The following is a 22,997-nucleotide window of genomic DNA, read 5'->3' as shown; positions in this document are numbered from 1 at the left end:
TTATGAATAGCTAATCGCCATCACATTTTCCTTTTCCCTCTCCCTGTGGGAGAGGGCCAGGGTGAAGGCACCAATCCGCAGAGGAGCCCAAACCCATGTCTTCACGCCCCCCATTCTTCACCAGCGCCCGCGGACGCCTGCTGATTTTTAATCTGCTGGTGGTCGCCGTCACGCTGATGGTGAGCGGTGTGGCGGTGCTCGGCTTTCGTCACGCCAGCCAGATCCAGGAGCAGGTCCAACAGCAAACGCTGGATGACATGACCGGCAGCATGAACCTCGCCCGTGATACCGCAAATGTGGCAACGGCGGCGGTGCGGCTGTCGCAGGTGGTCGGTGCGCTGGAGTACAAAGGCGAAGCCGAGCGGCTGAAACAGACGCAGATGGCGCTGCGCCACTCGCTGGATCAACTTGCCGATGCGCCGCTGGCGCAGCAGGAGCCGGCGCTGGTGGCGCGAATTATTCGCAGGAGTAATGAGTTACAGCAGAGCGTGACGGGAATGCTGGAGCGCGGGCAAAAGCGGCATCTTGAGCGTAACGCGCTGCTTAGCTCGCTCTATCAAAGCCAAAGCTACCTGCGTCATTTGCAGGATATCAACCGCCGTTTCTCAAGCAATGTGCCAGACGCCCGACAGCTTGCAGAGATGGACAGGCTGATCGTTGCCGCCATTGATACCCCTTCACCGCGCGCCACGGTGCAGCAGCTGGATGCAGTAACCGCGGGGTTATCCGCGAGCGCCCTGCAACCGGTGGCCAACCTGGTGCTCCCGGATTTTAATGATGAGCTGCGCAAGCTCGCACCACTGTCGACGCAGCTGGAGGAGAGCGATCTGTCCATCAGCTGGTACATGTTCCACATCAAGGCGCTGGTGGCGATATTAAACAGCGACATTAATCAGTACGTTGAACAGGTGGCGCAGGCTTCCCGGCTTCGCACGGCCCAGAGCCATCACGAGCTGCAATCCATCAGCGTGTTTATCAGCATCTTCGCGGTGCTGGCGCTGATCATCACCGGCTGTGCCTGCTGGTATATTTACCGCAATCTGGGCTCCAACCTGACGGCTATCTCAAGGGCGATGTCGCGTCTCGCTCACGGGGAGCAGGATGTGTCGGTGCCCGCGCTACAGCGGCGTGATGAGCTGGGGGAACTGGCGCGCGCGTTTAACGTTTTCGCCCGCAATACCGCTTCGCTGGAGCACACCACGCGGCTGCTGAAGGAGAAGACCTCACAGATGGAGGTTGACCGCATCGAACGTCAGGGGCTGGAGGAGGCGCTGCTGCACAGCCAGAAAATGAAGGCGGTCGGGCAACTGACGGGTGGCCTGGCGCATGATTTTAATAACCTGCTGGCGGTGATTATCGGCAGTCTGGAGCTGACCGATTCGGCATCACCGGACGCGCCGCGCATCACCCGTGCGCTTAAAGCCGCGGAACGCGGAGCCATGCTCACCCAGCGTCTGTTGGCCTTCTCGCGCAAGCAATCCCTGCAACCCCATGCGGTAGAGATGAAGCCGCTGCTGGAGAACCTGAGCGAGCTGATGCGGCACTCGCTTCCCGCCACGCTGACGCTGGATATTGAAGCGCAAACCCCGGCCTGGCCCGCATGGATTGACGTCAGCCAGCTGGAAAACGCCATTATCAACCTGGTGATGAACGCCCGTGATGCAATGGAGGGGCAAAACGGTGTGATTAAAATTCGCACCTGGAACCAGCGTGTGACCCGCAGCGACGGGCGCAGGCAGGATATGGTCGCGCTGGAGGTGATTGACCACGGCTGCGGGATGTCGCAGGAGGTGAAATCGCAGGTCTTTGAACCGTTCTTCACCACCAAACAGACCGGCAGCGGCAGCGGGTTAGGGCTGTCGATGGTGTACGGCTTTGTGCGCCAGTCGGGTGGTCGCGTTGAGATCGAAAGCGCGCCGGGGCAGGGAACCACCGTGCGGCTCCAGCTGCCGCGCTCGACGCTGCCCGCGTTCTCCGATGATGTCGTGCTGGCGACCACGGCCCCGGCAGAAAGTGAGCTGCTTGTGCTGGTCCTGGAAGATGAGGCGGGCGTGCGTCAGACCCTGTGCGAGCAACTGCACCAGCTTGGCTACCTGACACTTGAAGCCGAAAACGGCGAGCAGGCGCTGAACATGCTGGACGCGTCGCCGGATATCGGTATGTTTATCAGCGACCTGATGTTGCCGGGCGGCCTGAGCGGTGCGGAGGTGATCGGCCATGTACGCAGCCACTATCCGCAGTTGCCGGTTCTGCTGATCAGCGGGCAGGATTTGCGCCCGGCGCATAACCCGCAGCTGCCGGACGTTCCGTTACTGCGAAAACCGTTCACCCGCGCACAGCTGGCGCAGGCGCTGCGCAAGGTGATGGTAATTTGAGATTCCTCCGCTACTCCCGCTAACAGCCAGTCATTACTTTAAGGCCAGTTCACCTGCGAGTCTGGCCTTATGAAACGTTACTCTACCGCTCTGTTATTGGGTCTGCTGACTTTAACCAGCCAACTGGCGCATGCCGATGTGATTGATGATGCTATTGGCAATATTCAGCAGGCGATCAACGACGCCTATAACCCCGGCAGCAGCCGTAATGACGATGACGACGATCGTTACGATCGCAGCCGTCAAACCGACAGCCGCCAGTACGACGATCGTCGCCGGCAGTTAGAAGACCGACGCCAGCGCTTAGACGAGCGTCAGCGGCAGCTGGATGACGACCGGCGTCGGTTAGAGGAGGATGAGCGCCGGTTAGAGGATGATTACGATCGGTGGTAAACCCCGGTATCGCAACGCGTAGGCCGGGTAAGGCGCAGCCGCCACCCGGCAAAACCTAATCCAGCACCAGTACCATCCCGTCATACCCCGCTTCAATGCCGTCCGGCAGCGGGTTATCCATCATCCAGACGTCAAACTGATGGCTGATATGCGTCAGGATCACCTGCGGACAGCCAATCACCTCGTTCAGCGCAATCACCGTATTCAAATCACAGTGGTTGCGCGGCGTCTCCTGGCGCGGTTCATGGCTACAGTCAATAATCATCGCCTGCGGCTGATTATTTAGCAGAAATGTCACCGTTTTATCCGGTAGCCCGGCGGTATCAGAAAGCCACGCCACGCGACTGTGGGCGGACTCCAGCAGATAGCCAAATGTGAGTTTTGAATGGTTGAGCGGCAGCGGCGTGACCCGCAAGCCCTGAAGTTCAAACGTTACAAACGGCTCTACCGTGTGGCTGAAATCGAGAAGGCCCGGATGTTTGAACAGGTCGTCACAGCCTGCGTCGTCCGGCGGACCGTAAACCGGAATGGTCGCCCCCACGCCCCAGCGCAGAGGAAACAGCCCCTGAACGTGATCCATATGATAATGGGTAAGCAAAAACTGCCTGAAACTCCCCGCGGGCCAGTCGTCCATCAGGTGTGGAATACCTGCGTCCAGCAAGGTGACCGTATCGTTGAATTTCACGGCCGCGCTGCAGGGGCGACGGCGATAATTTTCCTGTAAACGCGCCCGTCGGCACGCCGCGCAGTCGCAGCCAAACACCGGCACCAGCTGCGCCCCTCCCGTTCCTGTTAGCGTGATCGTCAGACTCATAACGCACCTCTACAGCGGTTTGGTGAAGCGGAAATGGCTTTGCGTATACCCTTCACGTACATAAAAACGGTGCGCATCCACGCGCTTCACGCTGGTGGAAAGCTCGGTCAGCTCGGCGCCTGCCTGGCGTGCGACGTCCTCTGCCCAGGCCAGCAACTGGCTGCCCACTTTTAATCCGCGCGCCTGCGGCATCACCACCAGCTCCTGGATCTCGCCGATCCAGCGGGCGTGATGCAGGTGAAACTGCATGTGCAGGCCGATCATCCCGATGATCTTCCCGTCCAGCTCGGCCAGCTGGTAGCGCATATTGTGATCCTGCAAGTTGGCCAGATACCCGGCGTGAAACGCCTGATGATCGAACTCGGCCTGCTTAAGTTCGCAGATCAGAGCGTAAACGATCGGCGCATCGTCGGCGGTGGCGGGGCGAAGCTGGCAGTCAGGCATGCTGTTTCTCCTTCTGGCGAATAAGCGATAGAAAGGTCTCGACTGACTGTAGCAAACTTCCGTCGTTATTGAGGAGATGGCAACCCGACGGGGTGTAGCGCGCCGCCCGTTCCAGCCGCTGGTCGATCTCGCGTGCGTTTTCGCGCCCCCGCTTTTGCAGCCGGCTACGCAGAACCTCCGGGGAAACCTGCAAACAGACCGGAAGCAGCGCCGCTTCGTACCGGGCGCGAGCCTGCGGGAGATGCGCCCGTGAGCCGTTAACCAGCACGTCGAACCCCGCGTGCAGCCAGAGGTCGATCTCAATGCCGACGCCATAGTAGTAACCGTTGGCATGCCAGCTTAGCGCCAGCAGGTTTTGTCCGGCGCGGGTAAAAAACTCCTGCTCGCTCAGGGCGATATGGTTTTCGCTTCCGGCGTTGGCATCGCGCGTGATATAGCGGTGCGCCACCAGCAGCTGTGAGTGTTCCCGCTGCCGTAACGCCGACAGCAGGCTGTCCTTCCCGGAGCCGGACGGGCCCATTAACCAGATGAGTCTTCCCATCAGAACACCCTTTTTCCCTGACGCCAGACGTGGTCGATATGAATGTGCTCGCCCTTACGGTGCGCCAGCACCAGATCGGCCCGTTTCCCCTCGGCGATTTCCCCGCGATCGTGAAGATTAAGCGCCGAGGCCGGGTTTTTCGTCACCAGGCGAATCGCCTGCGGCAGCGTGAAGCTATTGCCTTCGTCGTCCGCGACGCGGAAGGCCGCGTCCAGCAGGCTGGCGGGGTAATAGTCAGATGAGAGGATATCCAGCAGGCCGAGGGAGGCGAGCTTGCTTGCCGCCACGTTTCCGGAGTGCGACCCGCCGCGCACGATGTTCGGCGCACCCATTAGCACGTTCATGCCATGCTTACGCGATGCCTCTGCCGCCTCGAACGTGGTGGGAAATTCGGCGATCACGCTCCCAAGCTGGTGGGATTCGCGAACATGGTCGTGCGTGGCATCATCATGGCTGGCCAGGGCAATATTACGGTCACGGCACATCGCGGCAATGGAGAGACGATTCGGCTGCGACCACCGCGCCGCAAGCTGGAGCTGCTCTTCTTCATAGCGCGCCATCTCGGCATCATTGAGCGCGTATTTGCCCTGATAGTATTCGCGATACTTTTCAATGTTGGCGAACTGGCGCTGCCCCGGCGAGTGATCCATCAGGGAAACCAGCGAGACCGGCTCGCGGCCCACCAGCTTTTCAAACAGCGGCAGGGTAGTGTGGTGCGGCAGCTCGCAGCGCAGGTGCAGGCGGTGCTCGGCGCGGTTGAGGCCGCGCTTTTGCGTCTCCTCCACGGCGTTGATCATCTTCTCCAGGTTCTCCAGCCGATCGCCGCCGTCGCGCACGTCGCCGATCGCCACCGCGTCCAGCACCGTGGTGATGCCGCTGGCGACCATCAGCGCGTCGTGGCTGCTCATCGCTGAATGCGCGGGCCAGTCGACCTTCGGGCGGGGCGTGAAAAATTTATCAAGATTATCGGTATGCAGCTCAATCAGCCCCGGCAGCAGCCAGCCGCCTTCGCCATCCATCGCGTCCGGTGAGCGGCTCTGGGTTTCAGCAAAGGCGCGGATGACACCGTCCCGGACCTCAACCGAGCCGTTCACGACCTCATTTTCCAGTACCAGCCTGACGTTATTGATAATCATACGTTTGTCCCCATCGGGTGCAGTCTGTCCGCCACGCGATGGCGTACGGCGTCGTCGTGGAAGATCCCGACGATCGCCGCGCCGCGCGCTTTGGCCTGTTCGATCAGTTCCATCACCGCTGCGCTGTTTTTACTGTCGAGCGAGGCGGTGGGTTCATCCAGGAGTAAAATCGGGTAATCGACGATAAAGCCGCGGGCGATGTTCACGCGCTGCTGTTCGCCGCCGGAAAAGGTCGACGGGGCGAGGTGCCACAGACGCTCCGGTACGTTGAGACGCGTCAGCAGGCTGGCGGCTTTAGCGGCGCAGGTTTCGCGCGGCACGCCGAGATCCAGCAGGGGCTGCATGACCACGTCCAGGGCAGAGATCCGCGGGATCACCCGCAGGAACTGGCTGACCCAGCCGATCGTCGAGCGGCGTACTTCCAGCACCTTGCGCGCGGGAGCCTGGACCAGATCGACCCATTCATTGTTATGGCGGATATGAATATGGCCTTCGTCCGGCAGGTAGTTGGCATACAGGGAGCGCAGCAGGGTGGATTTTCCACTGCCGGAATGGCCATGCAGCACCACGCATTCGCCGTTGCTGACCTCTAATGAGGCATTTTGCAGTACCGGCAGGCGGACACCGTTTTGCTGGTGGAGTACAAAGGTTTTACTAACATTTTCAACGTGGATCATTTTTGCCTCGCGATTCGTTTTGCCGGGTGGCGGCTTCGCCTTACCCGGCCTACGGGTGCGGTGTTCGTTTTGCCGGGTGGCGGCTTCGCCTTACCCGGCCTACGGGTGCGGTGTTCGTTTTGCCGGGTGGTGGCTTCGCCTTACCCGGCCTACAGGTGCGCTGTTCGTTTTGCCGGGTGGCGGCTTCGCCTTACCCGGCCTACGGGTGCGGTGTTCGTTTTGCCGGGTGGCGGCTTCGCCTTACCCGGCCTACGGGGGCGGTGTTCGTAGGCCGGGTAAGCGCAGCGCCACCCGGCAACAGCGCCCTCAGTTCTGCAACACCGACGACACCAGCAGCTGGGTGTACGGATGATGGGGATCGTCGAGCACCCGGTCGGTTAACCCACTTTCCACCACCTGACCCTGCTTCATCACCAGAAGACGGTCCGCCAGCAGGCGCGCGACGCCTAAATCATGGGTGACAATCACCACCGCCAGGTTCAGCTCCACCACCAGGCCGCGCAGCAGGTCGAGCAGGCGAGCCTGCACGGATACGTCCAGCCCGCCGGTCGGTTCGTCCATAAACACCAGCTTCGGATGGGTGACGAGATTGCGGGCAATCTGTAAACGCTGCTGCATGCCGCCGGAGAAGGTGGTCGGCAGGTCGTCGATGCGCGAGGCGGGGATTTCAACTTCCTCCAGCCAGTGCTGCGCCGTGGCGCGGATATTGCCGTAGTGGCGTGCGCCGGTGGCCATCAGCCGTTCACCGATGTTGCCCCCCGCTGACACCTGACGGCGCAGGCCGTCCATCGGGTGCTGATGCACCACGCCCCACTCGGTGCGCAGCAGGCGGCGGCGCTCGGCTTCGCTCATGCCGTACAGCGATGCGCCCTCATACAAAATGTCGCCATTCTGCGGCGTCAGGCGCGCGGAGATGGACTTCAGCAGGGTGGTTTTACCGGAGCCGGACTCGCCGACAATGCCCAGCACTTCGCCCGGCCACAGCTCAAACGACACGTCGCTAAAGCCTTTGCCCGGCGCATAAAGGTGAGTCAGGTTGTTAACCGAAAGCAGCGGTTTCATTGGCTGTTCGCCTCGCTCTGTTGGCGGCAGTAATCGGTGTCGGAGCAGACAAACATCCGTTTGCCCGTGTCGTCCAGCACCACTTCATCCAGATAGCTGTGTTTGGATCCGCAGATGGCGCACGGCTCGTCCCACTCCTGCACCGTAAACGGGTGATCGTCGAAATCCAGGCTCTCTACGCGGGTAAACGGCGGTACGGCGTAGATGCGTTTTTCACGTCCGGCACCAAAAAGTTGCAGGGCGGGCATCATGTCCATCTTCGGGTTATCGAATTTCGGGATCGGCGACGGGTCCATCACGTAGCGGCCGTTCACCTTCACCGGGTAGGCGTAGGTGGTGGCGATATGGCCGAAGCGGGCGATGTCCTCATACAGTTTGACCTGCATGATCCCGTACTCTTCCAGGGCGTGCATGGTGCGGGTTTCGGTTTCCCGCGGCTCGATAAAGCGCAGCGGCTCCGGGATCGGCACCTGGAAAATCAAAATCTGATCTTCCGTCAGCGGGGTTTCCGGAATGCGGTGACGGGTCTGGATCAGCGTCGCGTCTTCGGTTTTTTCAGTGGTGTTGACGCCCGTTACGCGCCTGAAGAAGTTGCGGATCGACACGGCGTTGGTGGTGTCGTCTGCCCCCTGGTCGATGACCTTCAGCACGTCCGCTTCGCCAATCACGCTGGCGGTGATTTGAATACCGCCGGTGCCCCAGCCGTAGGGCATCGGCATTTCGCGGCCGCCGAACGGCACCTGGTAGCCGGGGATCGCCACAGCCTTAAGGATGGCGCGGCGGATCATGCGTTTAGTTTGCTCGTCCAGATAGGCAAAGTTGTAGCCGCTTAAGTTAGCCATTGGCGCGCTCCCGTTGCAGGCGTTTCAGCAGTTCCAGTTCGGCCTGGAAATCGACGTAGTGCGGCAGCTTGAGGTGCGAGACAAAGCCCGCGGCCTCAACGTTATCCGCGTGGGCCAGCACGAACTCTTCGTCCTGTGCCGGGCCTGCAATATGCTCGCCGTAGTCCGGCGCCTGGAGCGCACGGTCAACCAGCGCCATCGCCATCGCCTTGCGCTCGCTCAGGCCATACACCAGCCCGTAGCCGCGGGTAAAGTGTGGATCTTCATTTTCTGGCGCGACAAAACCGTTGACCATTTCGCACTCGGTCATCAGCAGTTCGCCGATGTTCACCGCAAACCCCAGCTCTTCTGGCACAATTTCGACATCGAGATAGCCGCTGCGGATCTCTGCCGCGAACGGGTGGTTGCGCCCGTAGCCGCGCTGCGTGGAGTAGGCCAGCGCCAGCAGATACCCTTCGTCGCCGCGCATCAGCTGTTGCAGACGGGACGAGCGCGAACAGGGATAGACCGGCGGCGTGCGGGTGATGTCATCCGGTGTGCTGCCGGTGTCTTCTTCCGCCTTCGCCAGCCCCTGGTTTGCCAGCAGGCTAAAGACGTGCGGGGAGGCGTCTTGTTCAGCATCAGAGGCGCTGAGCTGCGGTGTTTCACCGTTTGCCAGCAGAGCGAAGTCCATCAGACGATGGGTGTAGTCGTAGGTGGGGCCAAGCAGCTGGCCGCCAGGAATATCTTTATACACCGCAGAAATACGGCGCTCTAAACGCATTTCCGCCGTATTTACCGGCTCGCTCACCGCCAGCTTCGCCAGCGTAGTGCGGTAAGCGCGCAGCAGGAAGATGGCTTCCACGTTATCGCCGCTGGCCTGTTTCAGCGCCAGCGCCGCCAGCTCACGGTCCGCGATGCCGCCTTCGGTCATCACGCGGTCGACGGCCAAATTTAACTGCTGTTCAATCTGGGCGACGCTCAGCTCGGGAAGAGCGTCATCCCCCCGGCGTCTGTGCGCCTGCAAGGCATGGGCGGCGGCGATCGCCTTCTCGCCCCCTTTGACGGCAACGTACATCAGCACACCTCCACGTGGGTAGTTCGCGGGATCGCCAGCAGGCGCTCGCCGCAGGTCAGGAGCAGGTCAATGCCGAGCGGGAACGGATGCGGACGCTCGGTCAGCTCATGGATGATGCACTCCGGCAGCTGGGGGGCGACCATCCGCTCGTCGGCGATGCCTGCACCCGTCAGGCGAAGCATGCGACCACCGCTCAGGCTGGAGACTTGCAGGATCAGCGTGGCGCTGGTTTCCGGTGCGACGGCGCTGCCTTCGCTCAGGGCGTTAAGCTGCTCGTGGCTGATTTGCTCGTCTGCCACGGCGAAGACCGCCTGCTGGGGCTGCTCGACCAGCGGCGCGTTGGTATGAAAGCGCAGGTTCTGGCTGGCGATATCGTTCAGCAATGCCCCTGACAGCCATACCGGCGTGTCGTTGTCCGCCAGCGTCAGCAGCACGCTGGTAGAGGCGAGATTCAGCGGCAGCCAGCCCTGCGAAAGCTGGTGCAGCGAGACGATCACGCCGGGCTCGCTCATGGCTTTCAGCAGGCGACGGAAACTCTGTTGGGCATCCTGGACGGCCAGGGTAAAGGCAGGTTGAAGCGTCATGCGTTGTCTCCGCGAACGAGCGTAAAGAAGTCGACCCGGCTGGTATTCACTTCGGCCTGACGCGCGGCAAGGCGTGCGGCGCGGTCAGCTTCCAGCGGGGCAATAAGGGTTTCCATTAAGGTCTGAAAATGCGGCTGTTCCTGTAAAAGCGCGTCGATCACGGCGCAGCGCTCGGCGTGTGTTTTGTCGCGCCCAAGTACGTAGCCGTAGCCCAGCGTGCCGCTGCTCAGGCGGATCACCGCGCGGGTGAGGGTGGCATCGCCGGCGAAGAAGCGCTCGCCGGTGCCGCCCATGCGTGCCTGGATCTGCACCAGGCCGATCTCTGGCGCGCGGATCGTGTCGTAGTCCGGCGTCAGGCCGAGCGCGTTCATGCGGGCAGCCAGCGCAGCAGGCTGGCTGTGGGCCAGCACGCGCATCCAGCGCTGACGAGTGGAGGTGTCGAAGTGCATTCAGTGCTCCATGGTAAATTCAATCATGTCGGCGCGGGTCAGGCTGACGGAGTATTCCGTTGCGTTGACGTCGCCGTCACGGTGGTTGAGGGTGCGCACGCAGAGCAGCGGGGCCATGTTGGGGATCTCCAGCACCTTGCTCTCTTTAGCCTGCGCGCGGCGGGCGCTGATGCGCGTCTGGGTGCGTTTGAGCGCGATACCCGTCGCCTCCTGAAGAAAATCATGCAGGGAACCGCTGGCGAAATGTTGCAGCACGGGCCAGAGGGAGAGGTCCGCGAAGTAGTGGTCGATCTGACAGACCGCCACGCCGTTCACCCGGCGCAACGTGCGCAGGTGAACGACGTTGTCGCCCTCCTGAATCCCCAGCGCGTCCGCTACGTGGCGGGAGGCCGGGCGCAGGACAGACAGCAGCTTTTCGCTGGTGGGGTGGCTGCCCTGATCGAGCAGGTTCTGGCTAAAACGCGCCTGGGCATTGAGCGGGTAGTCAAACGGGCGCATCAGCACCAGCACGCCGACGCCCTGACGACGCTGGACCCAGCCGCGCTCCACCAGCTGATCGATGGCGCGACGCAGGGTGTGGCGATTCACTTCGTAGCGGTCGGCAAGCTGCTGCTCGGCAGGCAGGTAGTCGCCGCACCGATAGTGCGTGCGCAGCTCCACTTCGAGCTTTGCCGCAATCTCTTGCCAGCGGGTAGGGTAACTGGTCGGATGTCTGGATAAGTGCATACCAATCAAAGCCTCGCTTCTCAGATGAAGTGCTTACGCAAGCGTTGAGAGAGGAAATCCAGCAGGCTGACGGTGACGATGATAAGCACCATCAATGCGCAGGTTTGCTGGAACTGGAAACCGCGAATCGCTTCCCACAGGGTGACGCCAATACCGCCTGCGCCCACCATGCCGACCACGGTGGCGGAGCGAACGTTGGACTCGAAGCGGTATAGCGAATAGGAGATGAGCAGCGGCATGACCTGCGGCAGGACGCCGTAGAGGATCTCTTCGATTTTGTTCGCGCCGGTTGCGCGGATGCCTTCCACCGGGCCGGGCTCGATGGCTTCAACCGCTTCGGAGAGCAGCTTGGAGAGTACGCCGGTGGTGTGGATGAACAGCGCCATCACGCCAGCGAACGGACCCAGGCCGACGGCGACCACGAACAGCATCGCAAAGACCATTTCGTTGATGGCGCGACAGGCGTCCATCAGGCGACGCATCGGCTGGTAGATCCACCAAGGCACGATGTTTTCGGCGCTCATCAGGCCAAACGGAATGGAGAGGATCACGGCGAGGGCGGTGCCCCAGACGGCGATTTGCAGGGTGGTGGCCATTTCACTGAGGTAGTCCTGCCACTGGCTGAAGTCAGGTGGGAAGAAGTCGGCGGCGAAGGTCGCCATGTTGCCCGAGTCCCTGAAGAGCAGCAGCGGATCCATCTCCGCGCCCTTCCAGGAGATAACGAGCACCGCCAGCAGAACGGCCCAGCTTATGAGCGAGAACCAGCTGCGCTTTGGCGGCGGGAGGGTGATGGTTTGCATGTTGGCTCCTTAATCTGTTCTCCCTCTCCCTGTGGGAGAGGGGACTTGAGTTACTGCACCGCTTTATTCACGCTGGTCATCGCCCCGAGCGCGGCGGTCAGGCGGTCGAGATCGTCCAGCTGCGCCTGAATTTCCGACACTTTGCTGGTCTTCTCTTCTTCCTTCAGACCTTTGTTGTCCTTCACGCCCTGCATCTGTTTAAACAGCGCCAGCTGGCGAATCGGCACCAGCTGCAAATCGCTGGACGCGCGGAACGGTGCCCAGCCCAGGTGCGCCAGCACTGCTTTCTCTTCCGGCGTTTTGCCGTAGTTCATAAAGAAGTCGTAGACCTTGTCCTTGGTGCTTTCGGAGAGGTTTTTACGCCACACAATCGGGTCGCCCGGGATCAATGGCGATTTCCAGATCACCTTCAGCGCTTTCAGCTTGTCCGGCGCGGAGGTCTTCAGCTTGTCGAGGTTTTCAGTGTTGTTGGTGGCAACGTCTACCTGCTTGTTCGCTACGGCCAGGGCGTTGGTTTCGTGGCTGGCGTTAACCGTGCGCTTGAAGTCGCTGGCGGAGATGTTGTTTTTCGCGAAGACGTAGTAACCCGGGACGAGGAAGCCGGACGTAGAATTCGGGTCGCCGTTACCAAAGGTCAGCTCTTTGCGTTTGGCGAGCATATCGTTGAGGTTGTTGATCGGGCTGTCTTTGTTAACGATCAGCACGCTCCAGTAGCCCGGGGAGCCGTCTGCTGCAACGGTCTGGGCAAAGACCTGGCCGTTGGCGCGATCTACCGCTTCCATGGCAGAGAGGTTGCCGTACCAGGCGATGTCGACTTTGTTGAAGCGCATTCCCTGGATAATGCCCGCGTAGTCCGGGGCGAAGAAGGCGTTCACTTTGATCCCCAGTTTGGTTTCCATATCTTTCAGGAACGGTTCCCACTGCGGCTTCAGGTTTTGCTGTGATTCCGTTGAAATGATGCCAAAGTTCAACGCTTTTTCCTGTTCCTCTGCCCAGGCCGGGCTTAACAGGGTGCTGATGCTGAACATGCTGGTGAAGGCCAGCGCGGCAACGGCTTTGTAGTTCATTTCCATTCCTCGTTATCGGGGCGTTAAGCAGCCTGCGCGCGTTCTTCGACGCGGTTTACGCTGCGGTAGAGATGATCAAAACGTTCGTTATCAAACTGATGGCTGGCGCCATCGAAGAACACGTGGCCCTGACGCAGGGCGACGATGCGCTCGCAGTAGCGCAGGGCGTAATCCACCTGATGCAGCGTCACCACCACGGTGATGCCGTCGTTCTGGTTGATGTCGCGCAGGGTTTCCATCACGATGCGGGCCGATTCCGGATCCAGCGAGGCGATAGGCTCATCGGCCAGAATGATTTTGGCTTTCTGCATCAGAGCGCGGGCGATGGCGACGCGCTGCTGCTGTCCGCCGGAGAGCGTTGAGACGCGCTGGTGGGCAAAATGCGCCATGCCGACGCGGGTCAGCGCCTGTAAGGCTTCTTGTTTCTGGGAAGGGGAGAACCAGCGCAGGCAGGTGCGCCAGAACGGGGTGCTGCCGAGCGCGCCAATCAGCACGTTCTCGAGCACCGTCAGGCGGTTCACCAGGTTGAACTGCTGAAAGATATAGCCCGTCTGCGCGCGGCTTTTGCGAATATCGCTTGCCAGACGCCCCGCATGTTGCACGGTGTTACCCAGCAGCTCGACGCGGCTTTCCGGCGTTTTGTCACAGGTAATGAGGCCGCTTAAGTGACGAAGAAGGGTGGATTTTCCTGAACCGGATGGCCCCAGCAGCGCCACCATTTCGCCCTGCTGGACGGTCAGATCAACGGCATGCAGCGCCTTGTTGTGATGGAAGGTTTTGCTCAGTTTCTCGACGCGAATGACAGTTTGCATGTGCTGGGCCTCACGATAAATGTGGCCTCATGCTGGCGCATCAATATGACATTCAGGTTAAGTGTTGGTTGCGGGAGTTTGAAGAGTTGAGGGGGATTTGATGACAATCACCGTAGGCCCGGTCAGCGCAGCGCCACCGGACGCTATTGCCGGATGCGCTGCGCTTATCCAGCCTACGATTTAACGACGTTAATCATCCACGGCACGCCGTATTTGTCGGTCACAGTGCCAAATCCGTGCGCCCAGAAGGTCTCCTGCCAGGCCATTTCAATATTGCCGCCATCGGCGAGGTTGTCGAACCAGCGCTTGCCTTCCGACACATCCTGGGTGTCGAGCACCAGTGTGAAACCCGCGTATTGCGCGCTGCTGCCAGGCGGTATCCCGTCGCTCATCATAATGTCGCTGCCCGCGATGCGGACGTTAGAGTGGGCGATGGCGGTATCCGGGAAGTTCATGCCGGACGGACAGCCTTCTTCGCTGTTTTCGTCTTTAGGCATTTCGCCGAAGGTGATTTTGTAGAGGAGTTCTGCGCCGACGGCCTGCTGATAGAAGGCGGTGGCCTCCGCACAGTTGCCAGCGAAAGAGATGTAGGGACTTAACGGCATAATCTTTACCTCACGTAAGAAAAGCCCGTTAAGTGTAGTTCCCGGACGCCCGGTAAGCGAAGCGTCACCGGGCGGGTCAATCAGTTCTTTTTCACGAACTCAGATTTCAGTTTCATCGGACCGAAGCCGTCAATTTTGCAATCGATATTATGATCGCCTTCAACAAGACGGATGTTTTTCACTTTGGTACCAATCTTCAGCATGGAAGAACTGCCTTTTACCTTCAGATCTTTCACAACGGTAACGCTGTCGCCGTCTGACAGCAGGTTGCCGTTCGCGTCTTTCACAATCAGCGTATCGCTGTCCTGCGCAGGCTCCGCATCGTTCCATTCATGGGCGCATTCCGGGCAAACGAACATGCCATTGTCTTCATAGGTGTATTCAGAATTGCATTTCGGGCAGTGTGGAAGTTGCATGTTGGTATCCTCAAAAGTGTTAACACGCTGGAAAACGCCAGCTAAATGACGGCAGTGTGCCGAAAAAGGCAGCGAGTATAACGCAAATCCCCACTTTTGTCGGTGATATTGTTTTAGAAAAATAGCGCAAAAATGCGTAAAAGATGACACGAACTGTCAGTGAATTAAGGGAAGCTTATGCCCTGCACAGCAGTGATCGTTATGATGATAAATATATCGAATATTTTATTACAGCAAATTGCTACGCTGTGCCATTTCGGATAAGGTGAAGGAACAAGCCGTTATTTATCTATCCTTTCTGATGCTATACATCTTTTGGTGTCAGGGAATACCTCTCTTTTTTGGTGGGTAAATAACGATGATATCTCCTGATGTTTCCTGAAAATGCGTTTTGTCTATTTACTTTTGGTCTTCTGACCAGAGGGATGTTTTACACGTATTAGAAGGGTGAGATTTAAATTCTCATTATCTTCAGTTACTTGTATTAAATGAACATGTTTTCCATACGTGATCATATAAGCCTGAACAGTATAATTAAAAAAACGTGGCTTAATAAAATTAATAAATTTGCGTTAAGGGAAGGCTTTTATCATGCACACACAGACCATATTTGAATTAAGCCAGGAAGCCGAACGTTTGTTACAGCTGGCTCTGAACAATCTTGATTCATTAAAATCAATGCCGATTGCAAAGCTGGATAGCACAGCCGCTGCCATGAGCGGCGTTAATAACAACGTTTTGCCATTACATTTTAGCGCGCGGGGTGTCGACGCTCAGCAGGCGTTGCTGAATAACGAATTACGCAAAATAACCCGCCTCGAAATGGTGCTGGCGATTGTGGGTACCATGAAAGCGGGAAAATCGACCACCATTAATGCGATTGTGGGCACGGAAGTGCTGCCGAACCGCAATCGTCCGATGACGGCGCTGCCCACGCTGATCCGCCATACGCCGGGCCAGAAGGAGCCGGTGCTGCATTTTTTGCACGTTGCGCCCATTGATACCCTGATTTCCCAGTTGCAGACGAAATTGTGCGATAAAGATCGCGGCAAGCTGGCGCGGCGTCTGGAAATCGACAAGGACATGAATACGCTGCTGGAGCGCATCGAAAGAGGTGAGGCGTTCGGAAAACATCACCTGGGCGCGGAGCCCATCTTTCATTGTCTGAAAAGCCTGAACGATCTGGTGCGGCTTTCTCAGGCGCTGGGCGTGGAGTTTCCTTTTTCTGAGTACGCCGCGATTGAACATATTCCGGTGATTGAGGTGGAATTTGTGCACCTCGCCGGTCTGGATGCGCACCTGGGGCAACTGACGCTGCTCGACACGCCGGGGCCGAACGAGGCCGGTCAGCCGCACCTGCAAAAAATGCTCAGCGAGCAGCTGGCGCGCGCCTCCGCCGTGCTGGCGGTGATGGACTATACCCAGCTTAAATCCATTTCCGACGCCGAGGTTCGTCAGGCAATTTCGGCGGCGGGGAAATCCGTGCCGCTTTACGCCCTGGTCAACAAATTCGATCAGAAAGATCGTAACAGCGACGATGAAGAGCAGATACGGGCGATGATTTCCGGCACGCTGATGAAAGGGAATATTTCTCCGGGACAAATTTATCCGGTCTCTTCCATGTGGGCCTACCTGGCAAACCGCGCCCGCTATGAGATGAACACCCATGGGCGGCTTCCCGATCATCAGGATCAGCGTTGGGTACAGGATTTTGCCGAGGCCGCGCTGGGCCGCCGCTGGCGTACGGCCGATCTCGACGATAGTGACCATATTCGCCATGCGGCGGATCTGCTGTGGGAGGATTCGCTGTTCGAACAGCCCATCCGCAAGCTGATTTACGCGGCTTACGCCAACGCCTCGCTGTTCGCCCTGCGGTCGGCATCGCATAAGCTGCTGAACTATGCGCAAAATGCCAGAGAATACCTGGATTTTCGCCATCAGGGACTGACGGTCGCCTTTGATGAGCTGGAGCGGAATATTAAGCGCCTGGAAGAGGACATGGCGATGCTGCGTCAGCGGCAGAGCGTAGTGAGCGATGAGGTCCAGCATGAAGTTGAAGAGGCGCTCAACGCAGCGGATGCATTTCTGCTTAGTCAGAAAGGTGAACTTCACCAGGCGCTGGACGACATGTTTAGCCGCCCGTTAATTCTTGATTTAGCCGGGCGCGAGCCATCCAGCATGCGTACAGACGACACGGATGAGCACCAGCAGCTGGTGCTTGACGATGAAGGGCAGGCACAGATTGTCCTGAGCAAGATCCGATCGTCATGCGAGCAGATTTTGCTGAATGCGCAGAGCAGAATTAGCCGGGAGCTGGCGTTACGCTTCGATCAGCTGGAGTCTACGCTCGCCCGATCGTTGAATGAGGCGATGCGCCCCATCGAGATGCAAATTAAGGAACAGCTCAGTCATGCCGGCTTTCGGGCGCGGATTAGCTTTCCGGCGTTTCAGGCAAACCAGCTTAACTTCAATACGCGCGGCTTATTTAATGATGCCATTGTGCAGGACACCCCTCCCGCCAGTCAGCCCGCAGGGGCGGGCAGCGTACGTAATACCGTCTCGCGCTGGCTCAATCATCCCGGCTGGGGCTGGGAAGCGTATGTGGAGACGCGCACCCGATATGTCATCGATATCGCTCAGCTTCATGGCAAATTTACGCAGCATACCGATCAGTTTTGCGATCAAATTCGTAAAGCTTTGGCCGCGCAGGTCGATGTCTCTGTTACGGCAGGTATGGCAACGTTCTTTGCAGAGTTTTCGTTGTGCCTGACCGGGTTACAGGAAAGCTTGCGTGATAGCCTTGCCGTGCGGCAGCAGAATGAGCATTCAACCCGGGCGCTTAGCCAGTTGTTGAAGCAAAGTATGACCACAGCGGCGTGGATTCAGGAAGATACCCGACTGTTACGCGATGATATTCAAACCTTATTCGCGGCAGAGCAACCATGACAACACAGCTACTGGACGGTCCCGGGCGGACGCTGGAGTGTATTCATCCAAAATTTATGGTCGATTTGGTCCAGGGGGCGGATGCTGCTCGTCACACCCTCCTGGGGCCACAGCAACTGCAATTTCGTGAGCGTTTGACGCAGGAGATCGTTACGCAGACCCGGTTGCGGCCATGGGCAATGGCGGGAATGCTCAACGAAAATGCAGCACTGCGGCTGGGTCTGGCGGAGAAACTGGCCGGTATGCTCGACCCCGGACACCTGGCGCTGACCCGCATGTCCGACAAGCTGGTAGCCCTGCGCCAGCAGGTTAATCCACGCCTCCCTCAACCTTCCGGATTGTTGCAACAGTACGAGGCGCTCTCCGCACATTTCAACCAGCGTGCCGCTTATAAAGAGAAAGCGCTCGCGCAGCGCGGCCTTACGGTTCAGGCGGGTGAGCACAGCGAGCAAATTTTTACCCGCTGGCGAGCCGGGCAGTATGACGGCTGGTCGCTGGCTGGCCGCTGCTTTATCGTGCTGGAAGAGTTGCGCTGGGGCGCGTTTGGCGATGCCTGTCGTCTGGCGAATAGTGATGTGGCGGCCATGCTGAAAGATAACCTGCGCAGCATGGCCGCAAACTATCTGGCACAGGGGATTAATGCTTCTCCCACCACCCGGCATTTTTACCATCAGTGGCTGACGACGCCCGCTTCTCCTGGTCTGATGGATTATAAAGATATGCTTGGCTGGCTGGGGGACTGGTGTCAGGCGGATAAACATCCGGTGAGCTGGTCAGTGACGCAGAGCTGGCAAACGGTCGCGCTGGGTATGCCGAGACTCTGTTCGGCAAAACGGCTGGTGGATGGCATGGTGGAAGAGATATTTAGTGCGTGATTGCCCCCTCTTTTTAAGGAGGGGGCGAACGACTTAGTGGTGCATTTCTACCGCTTTCGGCTCTGCCTGGGTCTCCGGAACCTGTCCAAAACGTCTGGCGTATAGCGCCGTGATGATCGGGACCAGAATCGCCGTCACAATCACGCTGGCGGCAACCAGGGCCGTGGCGGAAGCCGCCACCGGTTCAAAGGCCGGGTTAATCTGGGCGATAATCACCGGGTTAGCTACCGCAGCGCCTGCGGCCGACGAGGCGGCCACACCTGCGGTTCCGTTACCGCCCCCGATGACGCGGTCTGCAATAATTAGCGGAATACCCGTGATGACGATGACGGCAACACCCAGCACAATACCCAGCAGGCCGGTTTCCAGAATCACGTTCAGATTGATGGTATTGCCCAACGCGAAGCCGAAGAACGGGATCAGTACCGGGGTGGCTTTGCTGAAGAAATCGCGCAGATCGTGATCGAGGTTGCCTAGCGCAAAACCAATCAGGAACGGCAGGATCGCCCCGACAAAATGGTGGGGTTCAAAGGAGGCAAGGCCGGCAGAACCCAGAATCAGCATGGTCATCAGCGGACCCGACTCCAGGGACATCAGCACGAACGCGCCTGATTCTTCTTTGGTGCCATATTGATTCATCAGGCTGGCATAGAGACCGCCGTTGGTCATATCCATTGCTGAAACAATGGCCAGAACGGATAATCCGGCGAAGAATCCGGTCTGTATGCCATTCTCCGGAATGAACATCGCGCAGATCATGGCAACGACCCAGGCGACCGCAATTTTAGTAATGACCAGCGTCCCTGATTTACGTAATACCGTACCAGTTGCACGTAAATTAATAGATGCGCCGATGCAAAAGAACCAGACTGCCAGAATCGGTACCGTTCCGGTGATCATACCTTTTGTAAAACCGCCAAAATAAGCACCGGTATTCGGGGCCAGCGTATTTAATATCGCGCCAAGTACCAGCGGGACCAGCATCATCCCGCCCGGGATGCGTTCTATTGTTGCTTTAATCTTCATCATTAACCCTCACATCTCGCCCGCGTGGCTGGCGGAAATCTCAAAAAATAGATCAACAAATTCAAATGATTGCCTTTTTTGAAGACCAATCGATTCGTTACTTATGCTGTAAAGCGAAATTCAGGTGCTTAGCATTCCTTCATTTGAAAGCCGCTGGGATATTGTGTTCGGGTTTATCATGCGATCTTTGGAATTGCGATTCAATGAAAATAAAACACTGTTTTAGTTATCTGCGTCACATATTGAATGTAAACAGGAATGCCCGCTGTTAATAATTAAATTTTGTGTAAATTCGATGTGAAGAAATGTGATTGTTTTTTGTTTTAAGAGGAATAATAACGGGTGTTAAGATGTGCTTGATAAAGGGGGTGAGAATGACCTTATTTATCGTGAATTGACAAAACCTGAAGCCAACTTACGAACCGGAAAAATATATGTGAAGTTGATCACATATATAAACGCTGGTAGGGTAAAAAGGTCTTTAACTGCCCAGACAGGCGTCAACAGGTTCGGTTGTATTGAGGTAAAACGTCAATGTAAGTAAACCTGCTACGCTTGAATAAGGAGATTCGCATGGAGCGGATCTCTGGTTCACAGCTTGCAAATGCGCTGTGAAACGGACGGGGCTGAGTCTACGAGGAAAGCTATGCTTAGAAGGAAAAAAGTAAAACCCATCACGCTGCGCGATGTCACCATTATTGATGACGCGAAACTGCGCAAAGCGATTACGGCGGCCTCGCTCGGTAATGCGATGGAGTGGTTCGATTTTGGTGTCTACGGCTTTGTTGCCTATGCGCTTGGTAAAGTGTTCTTCCCCGGTGCCGATCCCAGCTTGCAGATGATTGCCGCGCTGGGTACGTTCTCTGTTCCCTTCCTTATTCGCCCTCTCGGTGGCCTGTTCTTCGGCATGCTGGGTGATAAATATGGTCGCCAGAAGATCCTGGCTATTACTATTGTCATCATGTCGATAAGTACATTCTGTATCGGCCTTATTCCGTCCTATGCGACCATTGGTATATGGGCACCGATCCTGCTGTTGATCTGTAAGATGGCGCAGGGCTTCTCCGTTGGCGGCGAATATACCGGTGCATCGATTTTTGTCGCTGAGTATTCTCCGGATCGAAAACGCGGCTTTATGGGCAGCTGGCTCGACTTTGGTTCGATTGCCGGGTTTGTCATGGGCGCGGGAGTTGTGGTTCTGATTTCAACCGTAGTGGGTGAAGAGAACTTCCTCGACTGGGGCTGGCGTATTCCGTTCTTCCTGGCGCTGCCGCTTGGCATCATCGGTCTTTACCTGCGTCACGCCCTGGAAGAGACGCCTGCGTTCCAGCAGCACGTTGAAAAGCTGGAACAGGGCGACCGTGAAGGGTTGCAGGATGGCCCAAAAGTGTCGTTCAAGGAGATTGCGACCAAACACTGGCGCAGCCTGCTGACCTGTATCGGTCTGGTGATTTCCACCAACGTGACCTATTACATGCTGCTGACCTACATGCCGAGCTATCTGTCGCATAACCTGCACTACTCGGAAGACCACGGTGTGCTGATTATTATCGCCATCATGGTAGGCATGCTGTTCGTGCAGCCGATTATGGGTCTGCTGAGCGACCGCTTTGGCCGTAAGCCATTCATTATTCTCGGTAGCGTCGCGCTGTTCGCGCTGGCAATCCCGGCCTTTATTCTGATTAACAGCAATGTGCTGGGGCTGATTTTCGCCGGTCTGCTGATGCTGGCGGTGATCCTCAACTGCTTTATCGGGGTGATGGCTTCTACGCTACCGGCAATGTTCCCGACGCATATTCGCTACAGTGCGCTGGCGGCAGCCTTTAATATCTCCGTTCTGATTGCGGGCCTGACGCCGACGCTTGCTGCTTCACTGGTGGAGAGCACGCAGAACCTGATGATGCCTGCTTACTATCTGATGGTTATTGCGGTGATTGGCCTGATTACCGGTATTACTATGAAGGAGACGGCGAACCGTCCACTGAAAGGGGCAACGCCTGCGGCGTCCGATATTCAGGAAGCGAAGGAGATCCTGCGCGAGCACTACGATAACGTAGAGCAGAAGATTGAAGATATTGACGCAGAGATTGAAGAGCTTCAGAAAAAACGTTCTCGCCTGGTTGATCAGCATCCGCGAATTAACGAGTGATAAAAAACCCGCCGCTGGCGGGTTTTCTTTTATTAGCATCCTGCGGCGATATAGTCGCCGCTGGCGCTGACGGGGATCACCGTCAGGAAGAGGATAGTTGCGAACAGTATCAGAACAACTCCTCCGGCTATTTTGACCATCGGCATTACCCAGTTCAGGGAAGTGCCGCCACTAAACCAGGCTACTGTGCGTTCACGCGCGTAACGTACTGCCAGCGACAGCCCCATAATCGACAGCGCCGTGCCCAGCGACATTGTCATCACAGCAGCAATTCCCCAGCTAATAATGCCGAGCGCATTCGAGAACATCAGGATCATAATTGCTCCGCTGCACGGGCGTGCGCCAATGGCCAGCACCACGCCCAGACGGGTTTTCCAGTCGCTTTTAGCCAGATCCACCCCTACGCCGTGATGGCCGCAGCCACAGTGTTCATTATGCTGATGATGCGGCTTGATGGCGCTAATCGCCATTTTGCGCGGACGCAGGCTGCTGAGCGCCTGATAAATGATAAACGCACCGAAGGCGGCAATCAGTAAGGCGCTGATTTTCTCGACGTACCAACGGCTGGTACTGATATCCCCTGCCGCGAGGTTCAATCCAACCGCCAGGATAAACACAAAGAGGATCGCGCTGACGCCCTGCATCAGGCTACCGATAAACGGTACGACGCGCGCCGCGAGCTGGCTCTCTTTATTGGTGCTGAGATACGTGGCGACGATAAATTTGCCGTGTCCTGGTCCAACGGCATGGAGTACACCATAAAGAAACGCACCGGTTAACAACCACAGCCCACCGCTGTACTGATGATTATTAAGTTGCAGCAAATACATCACCAGATAACGGTGCAGGGTGATCTGAGCGGCGAGGCACCACTGAATAAAAGCATTCCAGTGCGTATGCAGTGCGAAACCTGCCATAAGTAACACCAGCACGGCGAGCCCGGCGGTTGGGATACGCCAGTCACGTTGAAGTCGTTGTGTCGTCATCAGGTTGGTCTGCGAGAGGAATATTTGCCGCTAGTATAGTGTTCAATTAGCGGGATCGCACCGGGATCGTCAATGGATTGTGGATAACTCTGTGCGTAAAAGGGTATAAGGCGGGGTTTTGCTGGGGAATACAGCAGTCAGTCATTTTTTTGCAACTTTTCTGTTGCGGTCGCTCGGGAACTCCCTATAATGCGGCTCCATCGACACGGCGGATG

23 protein-coding genes are annotated in these 22,997 nt (G+C 57.6%); 5 read left to right on the top strand and 18 right to left on the bottom strand.

Translation table 11 applies throughout. The features are described from left to right. Window positions 1-95 precede the first annotated feature (95 nt). Together IPZ49_RS04045 and yjdP are read left to right on the top strand one after the other, a co-directional pair. Window positions 96-2,375 (top strand): hybrid sensor histidine kinase/response regulator, encoded by a 2,280-nt coding sequence (locus IPZ49_RS04045; protein WP_063147141.1) that lies wholly within the window; start codon window positions 96-98, stop codon window positions 2,373-2,375. A 69-nt stretch (window positions 2,376-2,444) separates the two neighbouring features. Next, on the top strand, window positions 2,445-2,768 hold the full coding sequence (gene yjdP, locus IPZ49_RS04040) for a DDRRRQL repeat protein YjdP (RefSeq protein WP_017382647.1): 324 nt from the start codon (window positions 2,445-2,447) through the stop codon (window positions 2,766-2,768). A 55-nt stretch (window positions 2,769-2,823) separates the two neighbouring features. Here yjdP and phnP read toward each other — a convergent pair whose 3' ends face one another. The 16 genes from phnP to IPZ49_RS03960 form a co-directional block, all read right to left on the bottom strand. After that, entirely contained in the window at window positions 2,824-3,582 is a 759-nt protein-coding gene (phnP, locus tag IPZ49_RS04035) for a phosphonate metabolism protein PhnP (RefSeq protein WP_063147140.1), read from the bottom strand. A 9-nt stretch (window positions 3,583-3,591) separates the two neighbouring features. Then, on the bottom strand, window positions 3,592-4,026 hold the full coding sequence (gene phnO, locus IPZ49_RS04030) for an aminoalkylphosphonate N-acetyltransferase (RefSeq protein ID WP_063147139.1): 435 nt from the start codon (window positions 4,024-4,026) through the stop codon (window positions 3,592-3,594). After that, the gene (gene phnN / locus IPZ49_RS04025; protein ID WP_032621424.1) at window positions 4,019-4,570 is read right to left on the bottom strand and encodes a ribose 1,5-bisphosphokinase; all 552 of its coding nucleotides are present in this window, start codon (window positions 4,568-4,570) and stop codon (window positions 4,019-4,021) included. Before phnN ends, phnO begins: the two co-directional genes overlap by 8 nt. After that, window positions 4,567-5,703: an alpha-D-ribose 1-methylphosphonate 5-triphosphate diphosphatase gene (gene phnM, locus IPZ49_RS04020; RefSeq protein ID WP_038415093.1), complete on the bottom strand. Its 1,137-nt coding sequence runs from the start codon at window positions 5,701-5,703 to the stop codon at window positions 4,567-4,569. The genes phnN and phnM overlap by 4 nt, the downstream gene beginning before the upstream one ends. Beyond that, window positions 5,700-6,380 (bottom strand): phosphonate C-P lyase system protein PhnL, encoded by a 681-nt coding sequence (phnL, locus tag IPZ49_RS04015; protein WP_022646780.1) that lies wholly within the window; start codon window positions 6,378-6,380, stop codon window positions 5,700-5,702. The genes phnM and phnL overlap by 4 nt, the downstream gene beginning before the upstream one ends. Before the next feature lie 306 nt (window positions 6,381-6,686). After that, window positions 6,687-7,442, bottom strand: coding sequence for a phosphonate C-P lyase system protein PhnK (gene phnK, locus IPZ49_RS04010; RefSeq protein ID WP_006177354.1), 756 nt, complete (start codon window positions 7,440-7,442; stop codon window positions 6,687-6,689). Next, window positions 7,439-8,284 (bottom strand): alpha-D-ribose 1-methylphosphonate 5-phosphate C-P-lyase PhnJ, encoded by an 846-nt coding sequence (phnJ, locus tag IPZ49_RS04005; protein ID WP_023299113.1) that lies wholly within the window; start codon window positions 8,282-8,284, stop codon window positions 7,439-7,441. The genes phnK and phnJ overlap by 4 nt, the downstream gene beginning before the upstream one ends. Continuing rightward, a complete protein-coding gene (locus IPZ49_RS04000) occupies window positions 8,277-9,341 on the bottom strand; it encodes a carbon-phosphorus lyase complex subunit PhnI (RefSeq protein ID WP_022646782.1) in 1,065 nt (354 codons plus the stop codon). The genes phnJ and IPZ49_RS04000 overlap by 8 nt, the downstream gene beginning before the upstream one ends. Beyond that, a complete protein-coding gene (gene phnH, locus IPZ49_RS03995) occupies window positions 9,341-9,925 on the bottom strand; it encodes a phosphonate C-P lyase system protein PhnH (protein WP_023305278.1) in 585 nt (194 codons plus the stop codon). The genes IPZ49_RS04000 and phnH overlap by 1 nt, the downstream gene beginning before the upstream one ends. Then, the gene (phnG, locus tag IPZ49_RS03990) at window positions 9,922-10,374 is read right to left on the bottom strand and encodes a phosphonate C-P lyase system protein PhnG (protein ID WP_023299115.1); all 453 of its coding nucleotides are present in this window, start codon (window positions 10,372-10,374) and stop codon (window positions 9,922-9,924) included. The genes phnH and phnG overlap by 4 nt, the downstream gene beginning before the upstream one ends. Continuing rightward, window positions 10,375-11,100, bottom strand: a complete 726-nt coding sequence (gene phnF / locus IPZ49_RS03985; protein WP_022646784.1) for a phosphonate metabolism transcriptional regulator PhnF — start codon at window positions 11,098-11,100, stop codon at window positions 10,375-10,377. Window positions 11,101-11,120: 20 nt separating this feature from the next. Continuing rightward, a complete protein-coding gene (gene phnE, locus IPZ49_RS03980) occupies window positions 11,121-11,900 on the bottom strand; it encodes a phosphonate ABC transporter, permease protein PhnE (RefSeq protein WP_022646785.1) in 780 nt (259 codons plus the stop codon). Window positions 11,901-11,950: 50 nt separating this feature from the next. After that, window positions 11,951-12,967: a phosphonate ABC transporter substrate-binding protein gene (gene phnD / locus IPZ49_RS03975; RefSeq protein ID WP_022646786.1), complete on the bottom strand. Its 1,017-nt coding sequence runs from the start codon at window positions 12,965-12,967 to the stop codon at window positions 11,951-11,953. A gap of 23 nt (window positions 12,968-12,990) precedes the next feature. Next, window positions 12,991-13,779, bottom strand: a complete 789-nt coding sequence (gene phnC / locus IPZ49_RS03970) for a phosphonate ABC transporter ATP-binding protein (RefSeq protein WP_003860210.1) — start codon at window positions 13,777-13,779, stop codon at window positions 12,991-12,993. Window positions 13,780-13,952: 173 nt separating this feature from the next. Continuing rightward, window positions 13,953-14,384 (bottom strand): VOC family metalloprotein YjdN, encoded by a 432-nt coding sequence (gene yjdN, locus IPZ49_RS03965; protein WP_022646788.1) that lies wholly within the window; start codon window positions 14,382-14,384, stop codon window positions 13,953-13,955. 80 nt (window positions 14,385-14,464) lie between these two features. Then, window positions 14,465-14,800 carry a zinc ribbon domain-containing protein YjdM gene (locus IPZ49_RS03960; protein WP_022646789.1) on the bottom strand — a complete coding sequence of 112 codons (336 nt, stop codon included), beginning with the start codon at window positions 14,798-14,800 and terminating at the stop codon, window positions 14,465-14,467. A 591-nt stretch (window positions 14,801-15,391) separates the two neighbouring features. Here IPZ49_RS03960 and crfC point away from each other — a divergent pair. Continuing rightward, window positions 15,392-17,746 carry a clamp-binding protein CrfC gene (gene crfC / locus IPZ49_RS03955; protein WP_063147137.1) on the top strand — a complete coding sequence of 785 codons (2,355 nt, stop codon included), beginning with the start codon at window positions 15,392-15,394 and terminating at the stop codon, window positions 17,744-17,746. Next, a complete protein-coding gene (locus IPZ49_RS03950; protein WP_022646791.1) occupies window positions 17,743-18,621 on the top strand; it encodes a diguanylate cyclase regulator RdcB family protein in 879 nt (292 codons plus the stop codon). Before crfC ends, IPZ49_RS03950 begins: the two co-directional genes overlap by 4 nt. Before the next feature lie 33 nt (window positions 18,622-18,654). Here the strand turns inward: IPZ49_RS03950 and kdgT are convergent, their stop codons facing one another. Further along, window positions 18,655-19,647, bottom strand: coding sequence for a 2-keto-3-deoxygluconate transporter (gene kdgT / locus IPZ49_RS03945; RefSeq protein WP_022646792.1), 993 nt, complete (start codon window positions 19,645-19,647; stop codon window positions 18,655-18,657). Window positions 19,648-20,293: 646 nt separating this feature from the next. Between kdgT and proP the strand changes: the two genes are divergently transcribed. Beyond that, window positions 20,294-21,796 (top strand): glycine betaine/L-proline transporter ProP, encoded by a 1,503-nt coding sequence (proP, locus tag IPZ49_RS03940; RefSeq protein ID WP_022646793.1) that lies wholly within the window; start codon window positions 20,294-20,296, stop codon window positions 21,794-21,796. A 32-nt stretch (window positions 21,797-21,828) separates the two neighbouring features. On the opposite strand, the gene IPZ49_RS03935 is transcribed toward proP, so the two are convergent. Further along, entirely contained in the window at window positions 21,829-22,782 is a 954-nt protein-coding gene (locus tag IPZ49_RS03935; protein WP_023299116.1) for a nickel/cobalt transporter, read from the bottom strand. Between the last annotated feature and the right edge of the window lie 215 nt (window positions 22,783-22,997).

This window comes from Enterobacter cloacae complex sp. S2 (assembly GCF_015159675.1).
In the GTDB taxonomy this organism is placed as follows: Bacteria; Pseudomonadota; Gammaproteobacteria; order Enterobacterales; family Enterobacteriaceae; genus Enterobacter; species Enterobacter intestinihominis.
The sequence above is the reverse complement of the archived record's forward strand: the minus strand, read 5'-3'. Positions and strand labels throughout refer to the sequence as shown.